This window comes from Lachnospira multipara ATCC 19207 (genome assembly GCF_000424105.1).
Classification (GTDB): domain Bacteria; phylum Bacillota; class Clostridia; order Lachnospirales; family Lachnospiraceae; genus Lachnospira; species Lachnospira multipara.
Genome location: NZ_AUJG01000009.1, coordinates 1 through 17,736, shown reverse-complemented (window position 1 = coordinate 17,736; position 17,736 = coordinate 1). Strand labels below are relative to the sequence as shown.

The window sequence follows — 17,736 nt, the reverse complement described above, 5'->3', positions numbered from 1 at the left end:
ATGAAAATTTCAGTAGCAATGGCTTCCTATAACGGAGCCGACTTTATAATTGAACAGTTAGAATCAGTAATCAATCAGACTAAAAAGGTAGACGAAATCATTATTTGCGATGATGGTTCAAAGGATAAGACTTTTGAAATCGTGACTAATTACATAAAGGAAAAGAAGTTAGAAAATTTAATTAAGCTAGTTAAAAATGAAGAAAATCTTGGCTATGCCTCAAACTTTCTAAAAGCTGTAAGCCTTACAACTGGCGACTACATTTTCTTTTGTGATCAGGATGATTTATGGGTGGAAGATAAGGTGGAGAACATGACTAGCCTTATGGAGGCAAACACTAATATCGACCTTCTCTGCTCTGAGTTTGATAGCTTTGTATCTTCAGCAGATGCCCCTAGACCATCAAAAGAAGCAACTAAGACTTTTACAAACAATAAGGAACTAGTAAAGCTAGACTTTAATTCTACTAACATCTTTATTGGCTGTGAAGGTTGCTGCATGCTTGTTAGAAGAAGCTTTTACGAGGATATCAAGGACTTCTGGTATAAGGGCTGGGCTCATGATGAGTTCTTTTGGAAAATGGCTCTCGTTCGCGGCGGCCTCTACTTCTATCATGGCATAACTCTTCATAGACGACTTCATTCTAACAACGTCACCATGCATAAGATGCGTGACTTAAAGAAGAGAATTAAGTTCCTTGAGGATTTAAAGAAAAGCCATGCACAGACTTTAACTTATGTTGAGGCCAGTGATAAAGATTTGAAAAAAATCGACCTTTTAAAGAAAAATATAAAGGCTACTGATTTACGAATTGAAATTTTAAGGGATAAGAAAATTTTTAACACCATCCCACTAATCTTTAAATATAACAATTGTTATCACAGCAGAAAGTCAATTCCTGTGGAGCTTATGATGGCAATTAAGAACTAATAATTTACTTTCAAGATTGGAGAATATATGAAAAGTAAATATATAAAAGATAAGTACGAAAAAAACTTCTATAGTAAAATTGCCTGGCTCTTTTTATTTGCCCTATACGTACTTCCACAGTACTTCGGCTTTCATCTAGTCATAGATTTTACTGCCCAGCGTATTATGCTTTTTGTGATCTTATTTATCATTTTCACCTCGCAAGTGGAAGTAAAGAGATTTACAGGAATGGTAATGGATCTTAAGCAAAGCATTTTCATTGGGCTCTACATTTTCGTAACTTTATACACTTTGGTATTACGTGCAGATATTGGTGCCTTTCTTAATCCCTTTATTGAATTTTTGATTTTATTTACATTGATTTATTTAATAAAGACAGAATACGGCGCTGATTACGTTTTCAAATGGATTATAAGATTTATATATTTCCTACTAATTATGGGCGTTATTGAATACCTACTTGGCGAGAGTTTATTTGCAAAGCTTGAAACCATTAAGGGTCTTTACACTGGTGTCTTTGTTAGATCAGGAAGTTACAGAATCATGGGACCTGCTATCCATTCCCTAGGATACGGACTTATGCTTGTTACCATGACACCTTTCGTAGTCTTTGACTACAAAAATAACAGAATTGATTTCCTTTTAAGAAAAGGTCTTTTGATTCTTCTTATTGTAAATGTATTTTTATGCGGCTCACGTTCAACCCTTTCAATTCTCTTCTTTGAGCTTCTTGCTTTATTTATTTTTTCAAGCAAGGAACATAAAAGAAGATTTGGGGCAATGTTTGTACCTTTCATACTTATTATGATTGTGGTGGTATTCCTAACACAGAACATGGCCTTTGGTAGATACGTTATGCTTCAGATTACAAGTATTATAGATGAAGGCTTTGGAACAAACTTTTCTGTAAACTACGGTGCTGATTCAGCCTTGGCAGAGTCTTCAAACTACAGAGCCCAGCTCTATGACATTTTTAAATTAAAATGGTTAAACCCACTTGTAGGTATTGGTAGAAAGCGTTCCTTTGGTGCCGAGATTAACGGTTCCTACGTATACAGTGTAGATAATTACTACATTTGCGAATATATCCGTTACGCTTATCCTGGTCTTTTTAGCTACATTTTAATAATCTTTAGCTTCCTAAAAGACTTTGTGAAAAAAATTTACCGCTACAAAGACCCTTATTGCATCGTACTTTTCGTTGGTGTAGTAAGTGCCTATGCTAATTTATTTTGGATTGACTCCCTTATGAACTTAAAGTACATCTACATTTTATTTGCACTTTTCATATGTAGAGATTGCTATTCACATCCCCTTAAAGAAGTTCCAAAAGAGGATAGTAAATTAAAGACAAATTCAAAATTCATTAAGAAGTCAGTTTTATATTAACTTGCTTTTAATTAGTTAAAAGCAGCTGCTAAGATTTAGGAGGATCAAATGACTAATAATACAAACAAAATTCCTAAGATTCTACATTATTGCTGGTTTGGCGGTAAGCCACTTCCAAAGGACTTAAAAGAATGCCTTGACACTTGGGAAAAACTAAAGGGCTATAAGATAATGCGTTGGGATGAATCTAATTGTTCTTTTGATGAAAATGATTTTGTAAGAAAGACCTTTAAAGAAAGAAAGTTAGGCTTCATTGGAGATTACTATAGATTAAAGGCTGTATACGAATACGGCGGAATTTATCTTGATACAGATGTTAAAGTAAACAAAAGCTTTGATAATTTACTTGATTACCCTTGCTTTATTAACTTCATCTTTGATGATTCAGTAGGAACTGCCATCATTGGTGCAAAGCCAGGCAATAAGTATATTAAAGACTTACTTGATATGTATGATAACACTGTTTTTGGAAAGACACCTAATGGCAAGCAGCTAGATTTTGTAGATGGAAAATATATTGCCTACGGTTATCCAACAAGTAATTATTATCACACTTACCACATTTTAAAGACCTATAAAGACTTTAAGTTAAACAACAAATTCCAGGATTTAGGCGACTTTGTAATCTTCCCTAAGGAGTATTTTGAAATCGGTACTCTAACAGGTAGACACTATGCAATTCACCTAAATGCAGGAGAATGGAGAACTAAGTCTGACAACGAAGGTCAGGGATTAAAAGCAAAGATTAAGGGATTTTTAAAGAAAAATCCAGCAATCTATGATAAAGTACAAATACTAGTTAGAAAGAAGAGATATAAGGAATTAAAGAAAAATATTCCTTTCTATTCTTACTATCTAGCCCAGAGAAATAACACAGAATTACCAAATTTATAAGCTATAAATAATCCTGTTTGTTAAAAATGGAGGATATCTATGGATGGTTACACACAGATTAGCTATAACGAGCTATTTAAATTAATATTTGATCAACAAACACAAAGCGTTTCATATGGACTATTAATTTTGGCGGTCTTTGGGCTTGCATTGATAACACATTCTATATGTCTTTTTCTTTCAAAAAGAGAAATTAGAAAGGTTAAGGCATTAGATGAAACAATAATAATTGCAATACTTGCTTACGCCTGCGTATTGCTTAGCATTACCTTCTTAAATAGAGAAGAGGGCTCAAGGGGCACAATAAATTTAGATACTAAAGTTACCCAGACGGTGATTAAAACATTTTTTGAATTTATCTGTCACCCAACAAAGCTCCCATTAACTAAGTTACTATTAAAAAATTTAGGAGAAGTCGGTGCTATAACAGCGTCTATTTATTACATTTTAAATATAGCGCTCTTTATGCCTTGGGGCTTTATTCTTAGTGTGGCTCATTATAAAGAAGGCTTAATTGGAAAACTATTATTGCCCTTCCTATACAGCGTTATAACTAGTGGAACTATCGAAACCGTGCAGTTAATCACAGGCCGTGGTTATTTTGAAGTGGAAGATATTATCACTAATATAACTGGTGGGCTCATAGGCGCAATACTTGCTTGTTTAGTAATGCTAATTATAAGACTAATCAAAAAAGCTAGAAATAAAAATGGAGGAAATTATGGCTTCAAAGAATAAGTTTAAAACTAGAGATAAGATAATAATTGCAATAAGTGTTGTAATCATCATAATTCTTGCCATTATCATCGTTAGTGATAAGATGGCCCAAAAGGATGAAGAAAAAACTCTAGAGAATTTAGAAACAGCAACAGACATTTCCCTTAATTCTAATGTGAATTTAGAAAATGTATATATAAATGAAGTTAGTGCTAGTGGTTATGTAGAGCTCTACAATAACGACCAGACAGAGGCAGACCTTTCAAATCTTTCTCTATATCTTAACGGAGAAAAGATTTATAGTTTTGAGGATAATACAAGTCTTGATTCTAAGGACTATTTAGTAGTAGAAACAGGTCTAGCACTTGGAAGCGGCGAGCATGACATTGTAAGCCTTGGGGATGATACAATGGAAAACTATCTTGGAACTAGAGGCCGCTATTTAACAGTTCCAACTCTTACAGCAGATCAAAGCTTTGGCTACACAGATACAAGCTTTACATCTACAGCCATTATGAGCCAGACAAAAAATGGCAACAACTCAAAGGCTACAATTGTTAAAAGCACTGATGATGTAAGCTTTAGTGTCTATGGTGGTTACTATGATAACGACATCTCTCTAAACCTTGAAGCAGCTGAGGGTAAGACAATTTACTACACAACTAATGGTGAGACTCCAACTACAGAGTCAAATATTTATACAGATGAAATTAAGATTAGCAATGCTAGTGGAACAGACCTTACTCTTACTAAAGAAGTAGCAGAGCAGAATAACGATTCTTATGTTACTACAAGCTCAAGTAAGGGTACAGTAATTAGAGCTATTGCTGTGGATGCTGATGGAAATGTATCTAATGTCTATACTCAGACTTACTACATCGGCCAGAAATCAAGCTCTGATGTTAAAAACTACGCTTGCCTTTCAATCACAATAAATCCAGAGGATTTTGCAGATTATTTTAATGGTATTTATGTGAAGGGTACTGGCTATGAATCAGCTCTTGCTAGAGGACTTCAGGCTTCTGATTACTCTAACTTCTTAACAGCTGATGAAAAGGACGTAACAGTTGAATATTATGAAAAGAGTAAGGATAAGACTTATGAGGGAAATCTTAAGCTTAGCGTAATTAATGATTACTCAGTTTCTACATCTCAAAAAAGTTTACTTTTAAGCTCAGATTCAGATTTAAATTGGGATGGCTCAAGCCTTAATAAATTCTTTGGTGGCACTAATAATAGCCTAACACTTACAACAAATCTTACAGATAACACTTATAAGATAAGAGAATACTTAGCTGCTAATCTTTTAGAGGACACTAAGGTAGCAAGCTTAAGCCTCACACCAGTTTCCGTCTTTATTAACGGCGAATACTGGGGACTTTACTGCTTACGAGCAACTATTGATGAGGGCTATATTGCTGATACTTATTCTCTAGATGAAAGTGACGTAGTAGTTTCAACAACTACAGGAGAGGTATCTAATAGTAATCACTCTGAATACGGCGAAGAATACGCAGATCTTGTTAGCTGGATTGCAAAGCATGACATGGCTGATGAAGATAACTACGACTACGCAGAGGCAAGAATTGATATGGATAGCTACATTCAGTTTATGGCAGCAAATCTATATTTATCTAATGCCTACCTTGATTCAGATACAAAGTATGTTTGGAGAACAGTTTCTGAGGACGGCGAGACAGAATATAGTGATGGAAAGTGGCGCTATATCTATACTCCACTAGATGGAACTATGGAAAATACAAGCTCAAACGGACTTGCTTCCGCAACTATTAACTCTTATCTTTTCGACGCTTTCCAGGACGATAAGATGTTTATGTCTTTAATTGACAACGAAGAGTTTAGAGCTAAGCTTATCCAGACAATGGAAGACTTCGCTAATAATACTTTTAGTGAGGAAAATGTTAACGAAGCCATAACAGCAGTCACAGACATGCTTGAAAAAGGTACTGAATATAGTTACAAGAGATTTATCTCTAGTGGATCTTTATCCTCTGCATATTCTAGTGAACTAGATACAATAAGAGAATTCTTTGAAACTAGAAAAGACTATATCTTAAAGTACACAAACGAAATTTAAAAATAGAGGGGGAGCTTTAATCATGAATAACACAATCAACATTGATTTCTTAAGAGACTTAATTTTATCATCACTAGAAAAAGAAGAAATTAAAAGTGTTTATGAAGGCGTAAATATTGAGGATTTGTGCAAGCTAGCTAGTCTACATCAGATGGAATACATTTTACTAGAACCCTTAACTAAGCTAGATATTGATGAAAAATACAAGAAGTTAATTAAGGCAAGACTAGCAACAGATACCTTCATTGACCTAGGTCAAAGACAGCAGGTAAAAAACATTTCCAATAACCTTGAAAACTACAGCGTCGACTATATGCTAATGAAGGGTTCAATTTTAAAGGAAATCTATCCAAAGTCTGTACTTCGCCAAATGGGGGACATTGACCTTATGATCTATGACCAGACCATGAATAGATCTAGAGAATTATTTAAGTTCATGGGTTATGAGCTTATTGATTCTGTCAAGATTCACGACGTTTATAAAAAAGAACCTCACTGGATTGTTGAGGCTCATTGGGCTCTATTTGATAAAAATGTAGACAAGAAAATCTATGATTATTATCAGGTTAAAAGAGCAACTCTTAAGGAAGGCACAAAGGCTTGTTACCAACTTAGTATTGAAGACTTCTATGTTTACATGATTGCTCATATGGCGAAACATTTTTATGAAAATGGATGTGGCATTAGAAATTTAGTAGATATCTATGTCTACTTAGAACATTTTAAGAATAAATTAGACTACGAAAAGCTAGAAACTGAACTAGAAGTTTGTGGTCTATCAAGCTTCGAATTCCAGTCAAGACGCCTTGCCTATGACTGGTTAGAAAAGAAGGAATTAGACAGTCTAGAAAAAAGTTTATTCTACTTTATGCTTGATTGTGGTGTATATGGTAAGGGTGAAAACGGCTTCTTTAGCCAGTTTGCTAAGCAGGAAGAAAACCAGGATATTGCAAAGGTGGTTAAGGGAAAATGGTTCTTCTTCCCACCAATTTCCTACATGAAGGAATTCTATCCAAAGCTTAACAAGCACCCAGAACTTTTGCCTTACTACTGGCTTGTTAGAGGGGCAAAAGGCCTTACACATAAGGAAAGTCGAAAGAGAAGAATTGAATTAACTCGCGTAGATACTACAAAAGCTAAGACAATCGTAGACCTATATAAGAATATGGGCTTAGACTTTACTAGAACTGATGAGTAATTTGGAGGATTTATGAGTAAAGAAAGTAGAACAAAACAAACTGCTAAAAATATGACTTGGGGTTTTGCTTCTCAATTTGTGGCTATGGTCCTTAGCTTTGTATCAAGAACCGTATTTATTAGATATTTAGGTGCAGAATATCTAGGTATTAACAGTGTTTTTTCGGATGTATTAAACCTTTTATCCATGGCAGATTTAGGCTTTAATACAGCAATGGCTTATTCTTTTTACAAGCCTCTTGCTATGAAGGATGAGAAAAAATTAGCCGCACTTGTAACCTTCTATAGTAATGTCTATAGAATTATAGCAATTTCAATTACAGTAATTGGCCTTATTTTAGTGCCTTTCCTACGTGTAATTGTAAAGACAGAAACAGATATACCACTTCTTGAAGTTTACTATCTATTCTCTCTTGCTGGAGTAATTATTTCATATCTTTTTGTATATAAAACAACTATTCTAACAGCAGACCAAAAGAATTATGAGTTAACTTCCATTAATATTTACATTTCCTTTGGAAAAACATTTTTACAGATTCTAGCCCTTGTTTTATGGCAAAACTACATTGTCTATCTTGCAATAGGCGTTGTGCTTCAGTTTATTAGAAATCTAATTGCCACAAGGAAAGCCGAGAAATACTATCCTTACATCAAGAACAAGGAAAAGCTTTCAAAAGAGGACAGGGAAAGTATTTATAAAAATTTGCGATCAGTTGTAATTTACAAATTAAGTAACACCTTATTTACAGGAACTGATAACATCATCATTTCTATGATTGTTGGTATTGGAATTGCAGGACTTTACTCTAACTATCTTATGATAAGTCAGAAGCTACTTCTCGTTTTGCAAATCATTTTCTCAGCATTAACAGCAAGTATCGGTAATGTTATTGCCAAGGAAAATAGCCAGAAAAGATACGAAGTCTTTGTAAGTATTCAATCCCTATCCTTTATTATGAGCGGCGTTATTACTTGTGGATTCTTCCTTGTAATTAACGACTTTATCACAGTTTGGTTAGGCGCTAACTTTACCCTAGACTTCTTAACAGTAGTGGCAATTACACTTAATACATACCTTTCATGTATCCTACAGCCTTTCTGGGTTTACAGAGATGCCACAGGTCTTTACATGAAGACAAAATATGTTTCCCTTGCAGGTTCCATCCTAAATATTGTTTTATCAGTAATTTTAGGCCTCTGGCTTGGTCTTGCAGGAATTCTACTTGCAACAGTTATATCAAGACTTTCATCTTACTTCTTATATGAACCAATAGTTTTATTTAAGGATTTCTTTGATAAAAGTGCTACAGGTTACTACACATCTATTGCTAAAAATGCGCTTATTGCCCTAGCTAGCTGTGTTTTACTTAAGCTATTACTAGATAGATTTACTATTGATTCATGGTCAAAGTTAATTGTGGAAATCATTTTCATAGGACTTGTTGTGTCCGTTATTTACATAATTTTTTATCACAATACTGATGGCTTTAAGATGATTTCTAACAAGGTTAAGAGTTTTATAAAGAAAAGGAGCTAAAGGAAAATGTACTACTACAAACTCTATGGAAAGAAGGTAATGTCTGAATTTGAGCTTTATCAGTGTGTAAGCATTGATGAAATTAGCAAAGACGACGCCGATATTATTATTACTAATGAGCAGTTACCAGAAGAAGTTTTAAAGGAGTTGCCTACAGACACAGAACTAGCTTCAAAGATTGATAGACACTTTAGCTACTTTACTAATAGCTGGGGCTTCTTTGGAATTAAAGATGGAAAATATATCACAGCCTATAAAAGAGAAAATGCCAGTGAAGAAAATCTTCACCCTTTTATTCTTGGCTATTGCATTGCCTTTTTATTCTGGCAAAGAGATATGCACTCAATTCACTGCAGCTGCGTAAGAATTAATGGCAAGGCTCTCTTAATTTCAGGAGTTAGTGGTAGTGGAAAATCTACTCTTACAACTCGTATCCTTGATACAACTAATGCGAGCCTCATCTCAGACGACGTAGTGGTTGTAAATATAGAAGAGGATAAGCTTCTTGCTTACCCAGCCTTCCCACAGCAAAAACTTTGTAGGGATGCCCTTGAACGTAACGGCCTAAAAGAAGAAGATTTACGTTACATAGATGAAACTAAGGATAAATTTGCCCTTTCAAGAACTGAAGGTTTTTCAACTGAGCCTGCCCAGTGCCTTGGCATGATTGTCCTTGACCATTCAGCAGATGTTGATAAAGTCCAGTATGAAGCCATTAAGGGTAATGATAAAGTAGCAGCTATTTATACAAACTGGTTCCTATTCCCAGCCATGCGCGAGCTAAAGACAGATATTAAGGACTTCTCAAGATGCCTTAAAATTGCCTCTAAACTAGACATCCTCCACATGACTCGCCCAGAAAATATAGATAGTACAAAAGAGCAGTTAGAGATTGTAAAGGATTTCTTTAAGATAGAATTATAGATTTGAATTATAGATTTGAATTATATGTTTAGATTGTAAAAAATTTACCTAATAGCCTAAATCTAGTAACGCTGGATTTAGGCTAAAATTAGATATAAAGGAAGGAAAAAATTATGGCAGCAATATCCGGCGTAATTAAAACAACAGGTGGCCTAGAAGACCTAGAGGCCATTAAAAGTGCAATGACTAAAAGTCTGCAGGGCTATAAAATCGATAAAATTAACGCCCGAACAAATCCAGAATTCGTATTTGTTTCCGGCGAGCAATACTTCACAAAAGAAGATCACTACAGCATCTCCCCATACTATGATGAAAAAAGGCAAATCGTCTTTGCCACAGATTGTATGATTGATAATAGGGAAGAATTGATTCCTCTAGTAAAGGAAAATCTTGTAACTGATATGTCAGAATTTTTCAAAGAAGATGTGGCTGATTCAATGTCTGATTCTTTCAAAAAAGCTTGTGAGAAGATTTCTGACCAGGAACTTATCTATGCCGCATACCTAAGCTTTGGTCCAGATTTTCCAAAAAAAGTTTTAGGTATATTTAGCTTTGCAGTTTACCATCTAGATAGCAAGGAATTCTATCTATACACAGACCACACCTCAACTAGAACTATACATTATGCCCTAGATGGGGATTACATCTACTTTGGAACCCTACTTAATAGTATTAAGGCGGCCACAAAGGAAACTACTAAAAAAAGCTATAAGCTAAACGAAGAGTGGATTAGCCTAGCTTCTGCCCTTGCAAATCCAGACATGATCTACAAGGTTAATTTGTCTGCCTATGAGGGCATATATACCGTAGAGGCTGGCCATTACATTTTCATAAAAAATGGCAAAATCAAGTCCCACAGCTACTACAATCCTGCAAAGGAAGCCAAGGAAAACAAATTAAAGTATAAAAGTGATGAAGACTGGAGAGAGGCCTTTGTAAGTACTCTAAATACTTGCGTGAAATCAGTCCTTAGATCTGAGAAAAATACAGGCTGTACCTTAAGTTCCGGCCTTGATTCTAGCTCTGTTGCCTGCCTTGCCTTAAAGGAACTTAAAAAAGAGGATAAGAAGCTTTATTCCTACACCTCTGTTCCTCTAAAGGACTACCTAGCCAGCGCAGATAGTGACAAATACGCCATCGATGACGAATCCTTTGGCCCAAAAATCATCAAAAAATACTACGATAATCTTGAGCCAAACTTTGTAGATTGTAAGGGAAAAACTGCCTTCTCAGATTTAGAAAATACCATTAAGCTAACTGAACTTCCTCACAAATCCCTAGTTAACTACACTTGGATTAGCGAGATTTACGAGTTTGCAAGCGCCAATGACTGTAAGGTTATGTTAAAGGGTCAGTACGGCAATTCCACAATCTCTAACGGCAAGATTTTATCAAGGGTTTATCAGGATTTAAGAAAATGTAAATTTGCCACAGCACTAAAAGAAGCCAAGGCTTTTTGCAACTACCGTAAGGTCTCTAAAAAATACTTCCTTAAGACCTTTTTAAAGACATTTATGAATAAATTCTTCCTAGATATCTCTGCTATAGATGAACATTTTCTAAGGGCAGACTTAATTGAAAAGTACAAGATAAAGCAGCTTATAAAGGAGAATTTCACTAGAGAGGGTGGTAGCTACATGGACTCTAGAAAGCAGTTTGAGCGCTACGTTTACGATACTAGAATCCTACAGCATCTAGGCCTCTTTGACACTCGTCTTAGCCTTATTTATGGCCTTGTTATAAGGGACCCAGCAAAGGATAAGCGAATAATCGACTTTTGCTTTAGGGCAGATCCTTCTTGCTTTGTTAAAAATGGTGTGGAGCGCCGCATGGTTAGAGACTATATGAGGGGCATCGTGCCAGATGAAATTCTTGATATTGTAAATCGACGTGGCTTACAAAGTTCTGATTATGCTTACAGAGTAAATCAGGTTTGGAAGCATGAGCTAAAAAGCAAGGTTTTATCTAGCTTAGGAAACCCTTTCCTTTTAGAGTACTTTGATAAGAAAAAAATAGAAAACTTTAAAAAAGAACTAGAGGCGAAAGAGCAGATAAACAGTGACCAAATACAGGAAACTCTATGCTTGGTTAGTCTATCCGAATTTGGAAACCTTGTAAACTAACAAAGTTTCCAACCGCACAAATAGGGCATTTGTGCGAAACTCGTTTTTTATTTCACAAAGATTTAATTCTTACAAAGTTGTTAGATTGCTTTACAAATTCCAATCTCATAATATAATAAAAAAGAATTAAGAAATAAAAGGAGGGACTTCATTATGAAGACATGGACAAAGCCAGAATTAGAAGTATTAGCTATTGAAGAAACAGCACAGGGTAAGGTTATTAAGCCTTCTTTCGATGCTATCAGAACAGATGAAAATGGTAACCTTTGGGCTAGCTTCCCATCAGGAGCTGAAGAATAAGATTTAGCTAATTATTAGATTAATGATTTAATGAAATTAAAATGAAGAAGATTTAAAACGGAGGATTTTACAATGAGAACTTGGACAACACCAGAATTAGAAGTATTAGAAATTACAGAAACAGCACAGGGTAAGGTTATTAAGGCTACTTTCGATGCTATTAGAACAGATGAAAATGGTAACCTTTGGGTTAGCTTCCCATCAGGTGCAGAAGACTAATTAATAACTTACAAAATCGTTAGAAAGCTTTACAACTACTGTATTTATGCTACATTAATTGTGATGTTTTTTAATAAGGAGGAAGTTATATTATGAAAACTTGGATAACACCTAGAGTAGAAGAACTTGAAATTGTAGAGACAGCACAGGGAAAAAGCATTAAGCCATCTTTCGATGCATTTAGAATCGATGAGAATGGTAACCTTTGGGCAAGCTTTGAATCTTAAGTTTAATATTTAACTTCGTAGTAAAGGAGATTCAATTATGAAGAATTGGAAGACACCTGCAATCGAAGAATTTGAGATTAAGGATACAGCATGTGACCGTGGATACAGCTATGAACAACCAACAACTAGCTGCAATAACTCTGGAAATTACGTAGATATTTCAGGTTGGGCAGAAGAAGTTAGTGGAGATAACTGTTCTGGTTTCAATATTTATGGTTTCTTCGGTAAGGGTTGGATTTGGTAATTTTCTATGAAATTTTTATAGACTTTTTACTTAGTGGAAACTATAATTGGAAGGGCTTTAATTAAGCCCTTCTATTTTTTTCTAAAAATCATTTAACTTGGAGGAACTAGTGAATAATTTTTTTTCAAAACTAGCAAAGATAAAATCTAAGAAAGAATACATCAGCTGGTTATTTTCATACTCGAAACCTTACATTCCAAGAATCATCTTGGTTATGTTTTTTAATATTATGGCCACAGTCTTTTCTATACTTATGGCTCTTTTATCAAAGACCATTATAGATTCGGCAACAGGTGGTAACATTATTGCCTGGGCTATTGGCATTTACTTTATTATGATCTTTGTAAACATCGCCTTTACGGTGGCTAATAGTCTCGTTTCAATAATGCTTAACGAGCGCTTTTCATTTGGCATAAGAAAGCAAGTCTATGAGAAGATTATTCATGCTCATTGGATGGATATAAAAGAATATCACACAGGGGATTTAATGACCCGTTTTACAAGTGATGCAGGAAATGTTGCAGACGGTATCGTCAATACAATACCAACAATCATCGAGCTTTTCTTTGAACTTTGTGCAACCTTCTTTACTCTCTTTTATTATGAGCCACTTCTTGCTATATTTGCCATTATTCTAGCGCCTATATCAGCTTTAATTAGCTATGCTTTTGCTAGGAAAATGCACAAATACCAGAAGAAGGTGCAAGAATCAGAATCTGCTTATCGTTCCTTTGTTCAAGAAAGCCTTGCTAACTTACTTATTGTAAAGGCCTTCACAATCGAAGATGAAGCAGTAGACAGACTTACAAATTTACGTGATAACAGATTTAAGTGGGTATTAAAGCGTGCCGAGGTTGGTATTGCCAGCTCATCAGCACTTAATTTTGCCTTCCAGTTTGGCTATATCGCAGCATTTGCCTTTGGTGCCATTCAGTTATCAAATAACTCAATTACATACGGTACAATGTCGATTTTCCTTACTCTTGTTAATAGAGTTCAAGCTCCAATCATTAACCTTGCACAGCAGCTACCTAAGATTGTTTCTATCTTTACTTCTGCTGGCCGAATCATTGAGCTTGAGGACATTAAGACAGAAGACCGTTTACCAAACAAAATTGACTCAACAAATGTTGGTGTAAAGCTTGACAATGTAAACTTTGGTTACACAGAAAAAGACTTTGTCCTTGAAGATGTAAATTTAGACATCAAGCCTGGCGAATTCGTTGCCATCGTTGGTGAATCAGGTATTGGTAAAACAACTCTTGTAAGACTTATTATGAGTTTTATGAACCAAGCAAGCGGCCTAATTTCTTTTTATAATAAGGAAAATGAATCAGAGCCCGCCAACGCTTCTACAAGAGAGTTCATTTCCTACGTCCCACAGGGTAACACACTTTTTAGCGGCACAATCCGTGAAAATATCCAAATGGGCAATTATAATGCCACAGAAGAAGAAATCCTTGAGGCCGTTAAAATGGCCGCTGCAGATAGCTTTATAAGCGAGCTTCCAAAGGGCATTGATACAGTTATTGGAGAAAGAGGTCACGGTATCTCAGAAGGACAGGCACAGCGAGTAGCCATCGCAAGAGCCTTAGTTCGTAAGGCGCCTTTCCTAGTTTTAGATGAAGCCACTTCATCCCTTGATGAAAAGACTGAAATCAAAGTCTTAGAAGGCATCAAAAAACTTAGCCCAAGACCAACTTGCCTTCTCATCACCCATAGATCAAGTGTACTAAAATACTGTGATAGAGAAATTAAGATTGAGAATAAACATACTATTTAATATATAAGAAAACAGCCAAAGCATTACATTGCCTTGGCTGTCTTTTTATGTCTTATTTTGTAAAGCGGACATTCGGAATCCGTTTAGTCACTTCATTTCTAAACATAGAACTTGGCAACAGTAGTATAGTCGCTACCATCTCCACCAGTAACAAAGACCTGACCGCATCGTAACCATGCGTGAGCCACCATCTTGCCTGTTTCATCCTTGCCAATGCCAAGATACATCGTAGAGTGAACATGTCTCTTCTTTAAAAGATACTGGGCTGTCCAAGCTCTGCACAAGCACTTAGTCTCCCAAGGAGCTTTAGTTGTAACTCTAGCAACTCTATCTCCAACATGCATTGCAAGCTTAAGATTTTCAAGATCCTCTTTTTCAGGGGATTCCACGCCTCTCGTCCCAAATCTTTCCTCTAGCTTTTTAGCCGGAATCTTATAAATACATTTAAAATAATAAGCAGAAACTATAACTGCCTGAATAGTCATTAACTTCTCATGATTCTTAAAAATAAAGTTAAAGCATAGCTCAAATAATCGTTTAATCTTTCTCATTATCAAAACCTCATTAAAATATAATAATGTGTAAAAATTTTACCATATATGTCTGGAAAATACATCTAAAAATTTCACAAATTTTCAAAGATAGTCAGGGAATATCAATATTAGTTTTATTTACTTATAATGAAATTTTTTTATCAATTTTAAATTGACATTTTTTTAAAATAAAGTATTATATAATAAGAAAAAATTTTATGTTTTTTTGATCTCACATATTTATTTGAGGAGGAACTTATGGATAAAAGCACTAGAATCCATTTGACAAAAAAGCTTGAGGTTGCCGAACTTGATGGCGACAAGGCAATGATTGATTTTGAAACTGGAAAATACTTTCTTTTAAAAGGCGCAGCTAATGAAATTTGGGATATAATCCAAGAAGATACAAAGGTTGAAGATATAGTATTAAATCTAAGAGCACAGTACGACGTCTCAGAAGACGAGTGCTTAGGTGCAACAATTAGTTTCTTAGAAAATCTTAAAAAATTAGGCTTTATTGAAGCTAAATAAGATAAGGATAAAAATAAGACCCCTGCAATTTTGCAGAGGTCTTATTTTATCCGTATTTTAATTTATACATGTCCCATTTTTACAAGTCTAAAGCTTATATGTTTTATTTCACAGATCTACTTAATTAGGGGAAGTTCTATAAAAAACTTACTTCCAACCCCTAATTCACTTTCGCAGTAAACCTTTCCCTTGTGATGCTCAATAATGGATTTCACAATGGCAAGGCCAAGTCCGCTACCTGTTGTAACCGACTCTGGAGTTCTTGCATTTGAAACTGTGTAAGATCTATCAAAAATCTTTGCTACATCTTCCTTAGCAATGCCAATCCCTGTATCTTCGATGCAAATAACAAGTTTTCTCCTTTTTATATAAGCATCTAATTTAATGCTGTCGCCCTCATTTGAGTACTTAAATGCATTTATGAATAAATTGTCCAATGTACGGGTAAAAGTGTCTATATCAATGCTACAGAAGGCTTCAAGGTCATAGCCAATTAAATACTCTAGCTTTCTAGTCTTAAAACGACTGTCCTCCAAGAGATAAATGTAATATTCCTTGAGAAAATTCTTCATGTTGACCCTCTCAAAACTATATCTGTGAGAAGGATTATCTAGAGAAGTGAGGTAGAACAAGTCCTGAATTAAATTTTCCAAAACTGTGCTACGTCTATCAAGCATGGCAACAATAGAGTGAAATTCCTCAGAACTTGGCATTTCCTCACCCTCAAAGGTATTAAGGTAATCAACTGCATTTCTGATTGCAGTCATTGGTGCCCTTAAATCGTGGGAAATGTTTGCAAGCATCTGATTTCTAATCTTATGCTCATTAGATAGCTGCTTGTTTGCCTTCGCCAACTTCAAAGTCAAATCCTTAACCTGGGAAATCTCTGGTTGTGTAAAAACGTTCTTCTGCATAATTCCTCCCTATTAATCCAACTCTCTAGCCATCAATCTCTTATAAAATGTATTCTCCCCGCTAGTTTCCTTCTCAGAAAACTTATTACTAAGCTTATGAACATCCGTCATGCTCTTTAAAAGCTCCCATTTAAGCTCGTCAAATTCCTCGCCCATGTAACTTGCAAGAACATGGGCATTTACCTGACTAACAATTGGCATTTTTTCAAATTCTTCTTTATAGAAATCCACCGCCATAGTCATAAAAAGCATGTTAATAAAGTAGTTTAAATCCCTATCATAATCCTTCCAATAAGCGTATAAAAGCTCCTTTGTGAGATTTAAAATATTGTTATTTGTCTTACTTTTCATAAACCAGTTATTAATTGTCATAATCTCCGGATTAAAGCCAAAATAATAAAAAGAGTAAGCAAAGAAATCCATCTTATCTGTAAATTCCACAAACTTTGAACCCGTCAATAAAACAGTAGAATCAATCCAGTATCCGCCGTATTTTGTCAAAAGCTCAAGTCTTACAAGGTCAGAAAAGTAAGTGTAGCTTATAATTCCTTCTTTCTTCTTTTCTAAAATGTGTCTTGGCATCTCAACGTAATCGCCATAATTCTCCTCAGTAATAATTGTAATTTTTTTACCTGGCAAATGTTTCTTTACCGAATCAACACAAATCTTAACTAGCTCTGGCGCTGCCTCTAAGCCCTGAAACCAACAAATCCAAACCTGATCATTGTTGTCTCTTTTTTCCAAATTTTCCCAAGGTCTATTAGCGCTAACCTTTGCCAAATATTCCTTCTTAAGTCTTTTATAATAAAGCATTCTGTGCTTTTGCCCCATCATAACATTGTAATTAAAGGAAAGATGCTCCCCCTTATATTTTGTCTTTAACATTATGTTGTCATAAATCGAACCCAAAAGCATTCTATCTTTAATCTTATTAATAACCTTATTTGCCATATCTATAATCTAGTCTAAATCTAGTCCTTTCTTAAATGTCTACTATAATTAATCCTTAAAAGTATAATGCAAAATGAGACCTAACATCAAGATAAAATCCCGATATTAGGTCTCTTTTTTTCATTATTTTATTGAACGCAGTGTAAGCAATCCCCCGCTTCAAAAGCGTAAGCTTTAAGCGGGGGTATAAAGCTTACTAGTGTCAGAAGGGGTTAAAGCCCCTTC

18 protein-coding genes are annotated in these 17,736 nt (G+C 35.0%); 15 read left to right on the top strand and 3 right to left on the bottom strand.

Annotation, left to right across the window (positions count from 1 at the left end; translation table 11 throughout):
• The 14 genes from G600_RS0108145 to G600_RS0108080 all read left to right on the top strand — a co-directional run bounded on the left by G600_RS0108145 (position 1) and on the right by G600_RS0108080 (position 14,582).
• On the top strand, positions 1-930 hold the full coding sequence (locus G600_RS0108145; protein ID WP_027431505.1) for a glycosyltransferase: 930 nt from the start codon (positions 1-3) through the stop codon (positions 928-930).
• Positions 931-957: 27 nt separating this feature from the next.
• Positions 958-2,319 (top strand): O-antigen ligase family protein, encoded by a 1,362-nt coding sequence (locus tag G600_RS0108140; protein WP_027431504.1) that lies wholly within the window; start codon positions 958-960, stop codon positions 2,317-2,319.
• Between the two features lie 48 nt (positions 2,320-2,367).
• Complete coding sequence (locus G600_RS14095; RefSeq protein ID WP_051195428.1) at positions 2,368-3,213, top strand: glycosyltransferase family 32 protein; 846 nt, start codon at positions 2,368-2,370, stop codon at positions 3,211-3,213.
• A 39-nt stretch (positions 3,214-3,252) separates the two neighbouring features.
• Entirely contained in the window at positions 3,253-3,951 is a 699-nt protein-coding gene (locus G600_RS15045; RefSeq protein WP_051195427.1) for a VanZ family protein, read from the top strand.
• Positions 3,935-6,028 carry a CotH kinase family protein gene (locus G600_RS0108125; protein ID WP_027431503.1) on the top strand — a complete coding sequence of 698 codons (2,094 nt, stop codon included), beginning with the start codon at positions 3,935-3,937 and terminating at the stop codon, positions 6,026-6,028. The genes G600_RS15045 and G600_RS0108125 overlap by 17 nt, the downstream gene beginning before the upstream one ends.
• 22 nt (positions 6,029-6,050) lie before the next feature.
• Complete coding sequence (locus G600_RS0108120) at positions 6,051-7,226, top strand: nucleotidyltransferase domain-containing protein (protein ID WP_027431502.1); 1,176 nt, start codon at positions 6,051-6,053, stop codon at positions 7,224-7,226.
• Between the two features lie 12 nt (positions 7,227-7,238).
• The gene (locus G600_RS0108115) at positions 7,239-8,762 is read left to right on the top strand and encodes a lipopolysaccharide biosynthesis protein (protein ID WP_027431501.1); all 1,524 of its coding nucleotides are present in this window, start codon (positions 7,239-7,241) and stop codon (positions 8,760-8,762) included.
• Between the two features lie 6 nt (positions 8,763-8,768).
• Positions 8,769-9,686 (top strand): phosphoenolpyruvate carboxykinase (ATP), encoded by a 918-nt coding sequence (locus tag G600_RS0108110; RefSeq protein WP_027431500.1) that lies wholly within the window; start codon positions 8,769-8,771, stop codon positions 9,684-9,686.
• 113 nt (positions 9,687-9,799) lie between these two features.
• Positions 9,800-11,809, top strand: a complete 2,010-nt coding sequence (locus G600_RS0108105; RefSeq protein WP_027431499.1) for an asparagine synthase-related protein — start codon at positions 9,800-9,802, stop codon at positions 11,807-11,809.
• A gap of 153 nt (positions 11,810-11,962) precedes the next feature.
• Complete coding sequence (locus G600_RS15705) at positions 11,963-12,109, top strand: paeninodin family lasso peptide (RefSeq protein ID WP_146058862.1); 147 nt, start codon at positions 11,963-11,965, stop codon at positions 12,107-12,109.
• A 72-nt stretch (positions 12,110-12,181) separates the two neighbouring features.
• Positions 12,182-12,328, top strand: a complete 147-nt coding sequence (locus G600_RS15700; RefSeq protein WP_155885960.1) for a paeninodin family lasso peptide — start codon at positions 12,182-12,184, stop codon at positions 12,326-12,328.
• A 92-nt stretch (positions 12,329-12,420) separates the two neighbouring features.
• Entirely contained in the window at positions 12,421-12,555 is a 135-nt protein-coding gene (locus tag G600_RS16035) for a hypothetical protein (RefSeq protein WP_278244400.1), read from the top strand.
• Positions 12,556-12,592: 37 nt separating this feature from the next.
• Positions 12,593-12,799, top strand: coding sequence for a hypothetical protein (locus G600_RS0108085; RefSeq protein WP_027431498.1), 207 nt, complete (start codon positions 12,593-12,595; stop codon positions 12,797-12,799).
• A gap of 109 nt (positions 12,800-12,908) precedes the next feature.
• A complete protein-coding gene (locus tag G600_RS0108080; protein WP_027431497.1) occupies positions 12,909-14,582 on the top strand; it encodes an ABC transporter ATP-binding protein in 1,674 nt (557 codons plus the stop codon).
• Positions 14,583-14,680: 98 nt separating this feature from the next.
• Here G600_RS0108080 and G600_RS0108075 read toward each other — a convergent pair whose 3' ends face one another.
• Complete coding sequence (locus G600_RS0108075; protein ID WP_034245987.1) at positions 14,681-15,133, bottom strand: lasso peptide biosynthesis B2 protein; 453 nt, start codon at positions 15,131-15,133, stop codon at positions 14,681-14,683.
• 240 nt (positions 15,134-15,373) lie between these two features.
• On the opposite strand from G600_RS0108075, the gene G600_RS0108070 reads away from it, so the two are divergent.
• The gene (locus tag G600_RS0108070; RefSeq protein ID WP_027431495.1) at positions 15,374-15,646 is read left to right on the top strand and encodes a PqqD family peptide modification chaperone; all 273 of its coding nucleotides are present in this window, start codon (positions 15,374-15,376) and stop codon (positions 15,644-15,646) included.
• Between the two features lie 116 nt (positions 15,647-15,762).
• On the opposite strand, the gene G600_RS0108065 is transcribed toward G600_RS0108070, so the two are convergent.
• Together G600_RS0108065 and G600_RS0108060 are read right to left on the bottom strand one after the other, a co-directional pair.
• A complete protein-coding gene (locus G600_RS0108065) occupies positions 15,763-16,560 on the bottom strand; it encodes a sensor histidine kinase (protein WP_027431494.1) in 798 nt (265 codons plus the stop codon).
• Between the two features lie 12 nt (positions 16,561-16,572).
• A complete protein-coding gene (locus G600_RS0108060) occupies positions 16,573-17,511 on the bottom strand; it encodes a capsular polysaccharide synthesis protein (RefSeq protein WP_027431493.1) in 939 nt (312 codons plus the stop codon).
• Between the last annotated feature and the right edge of the window lie 225 nt (positions 17,512-17,736).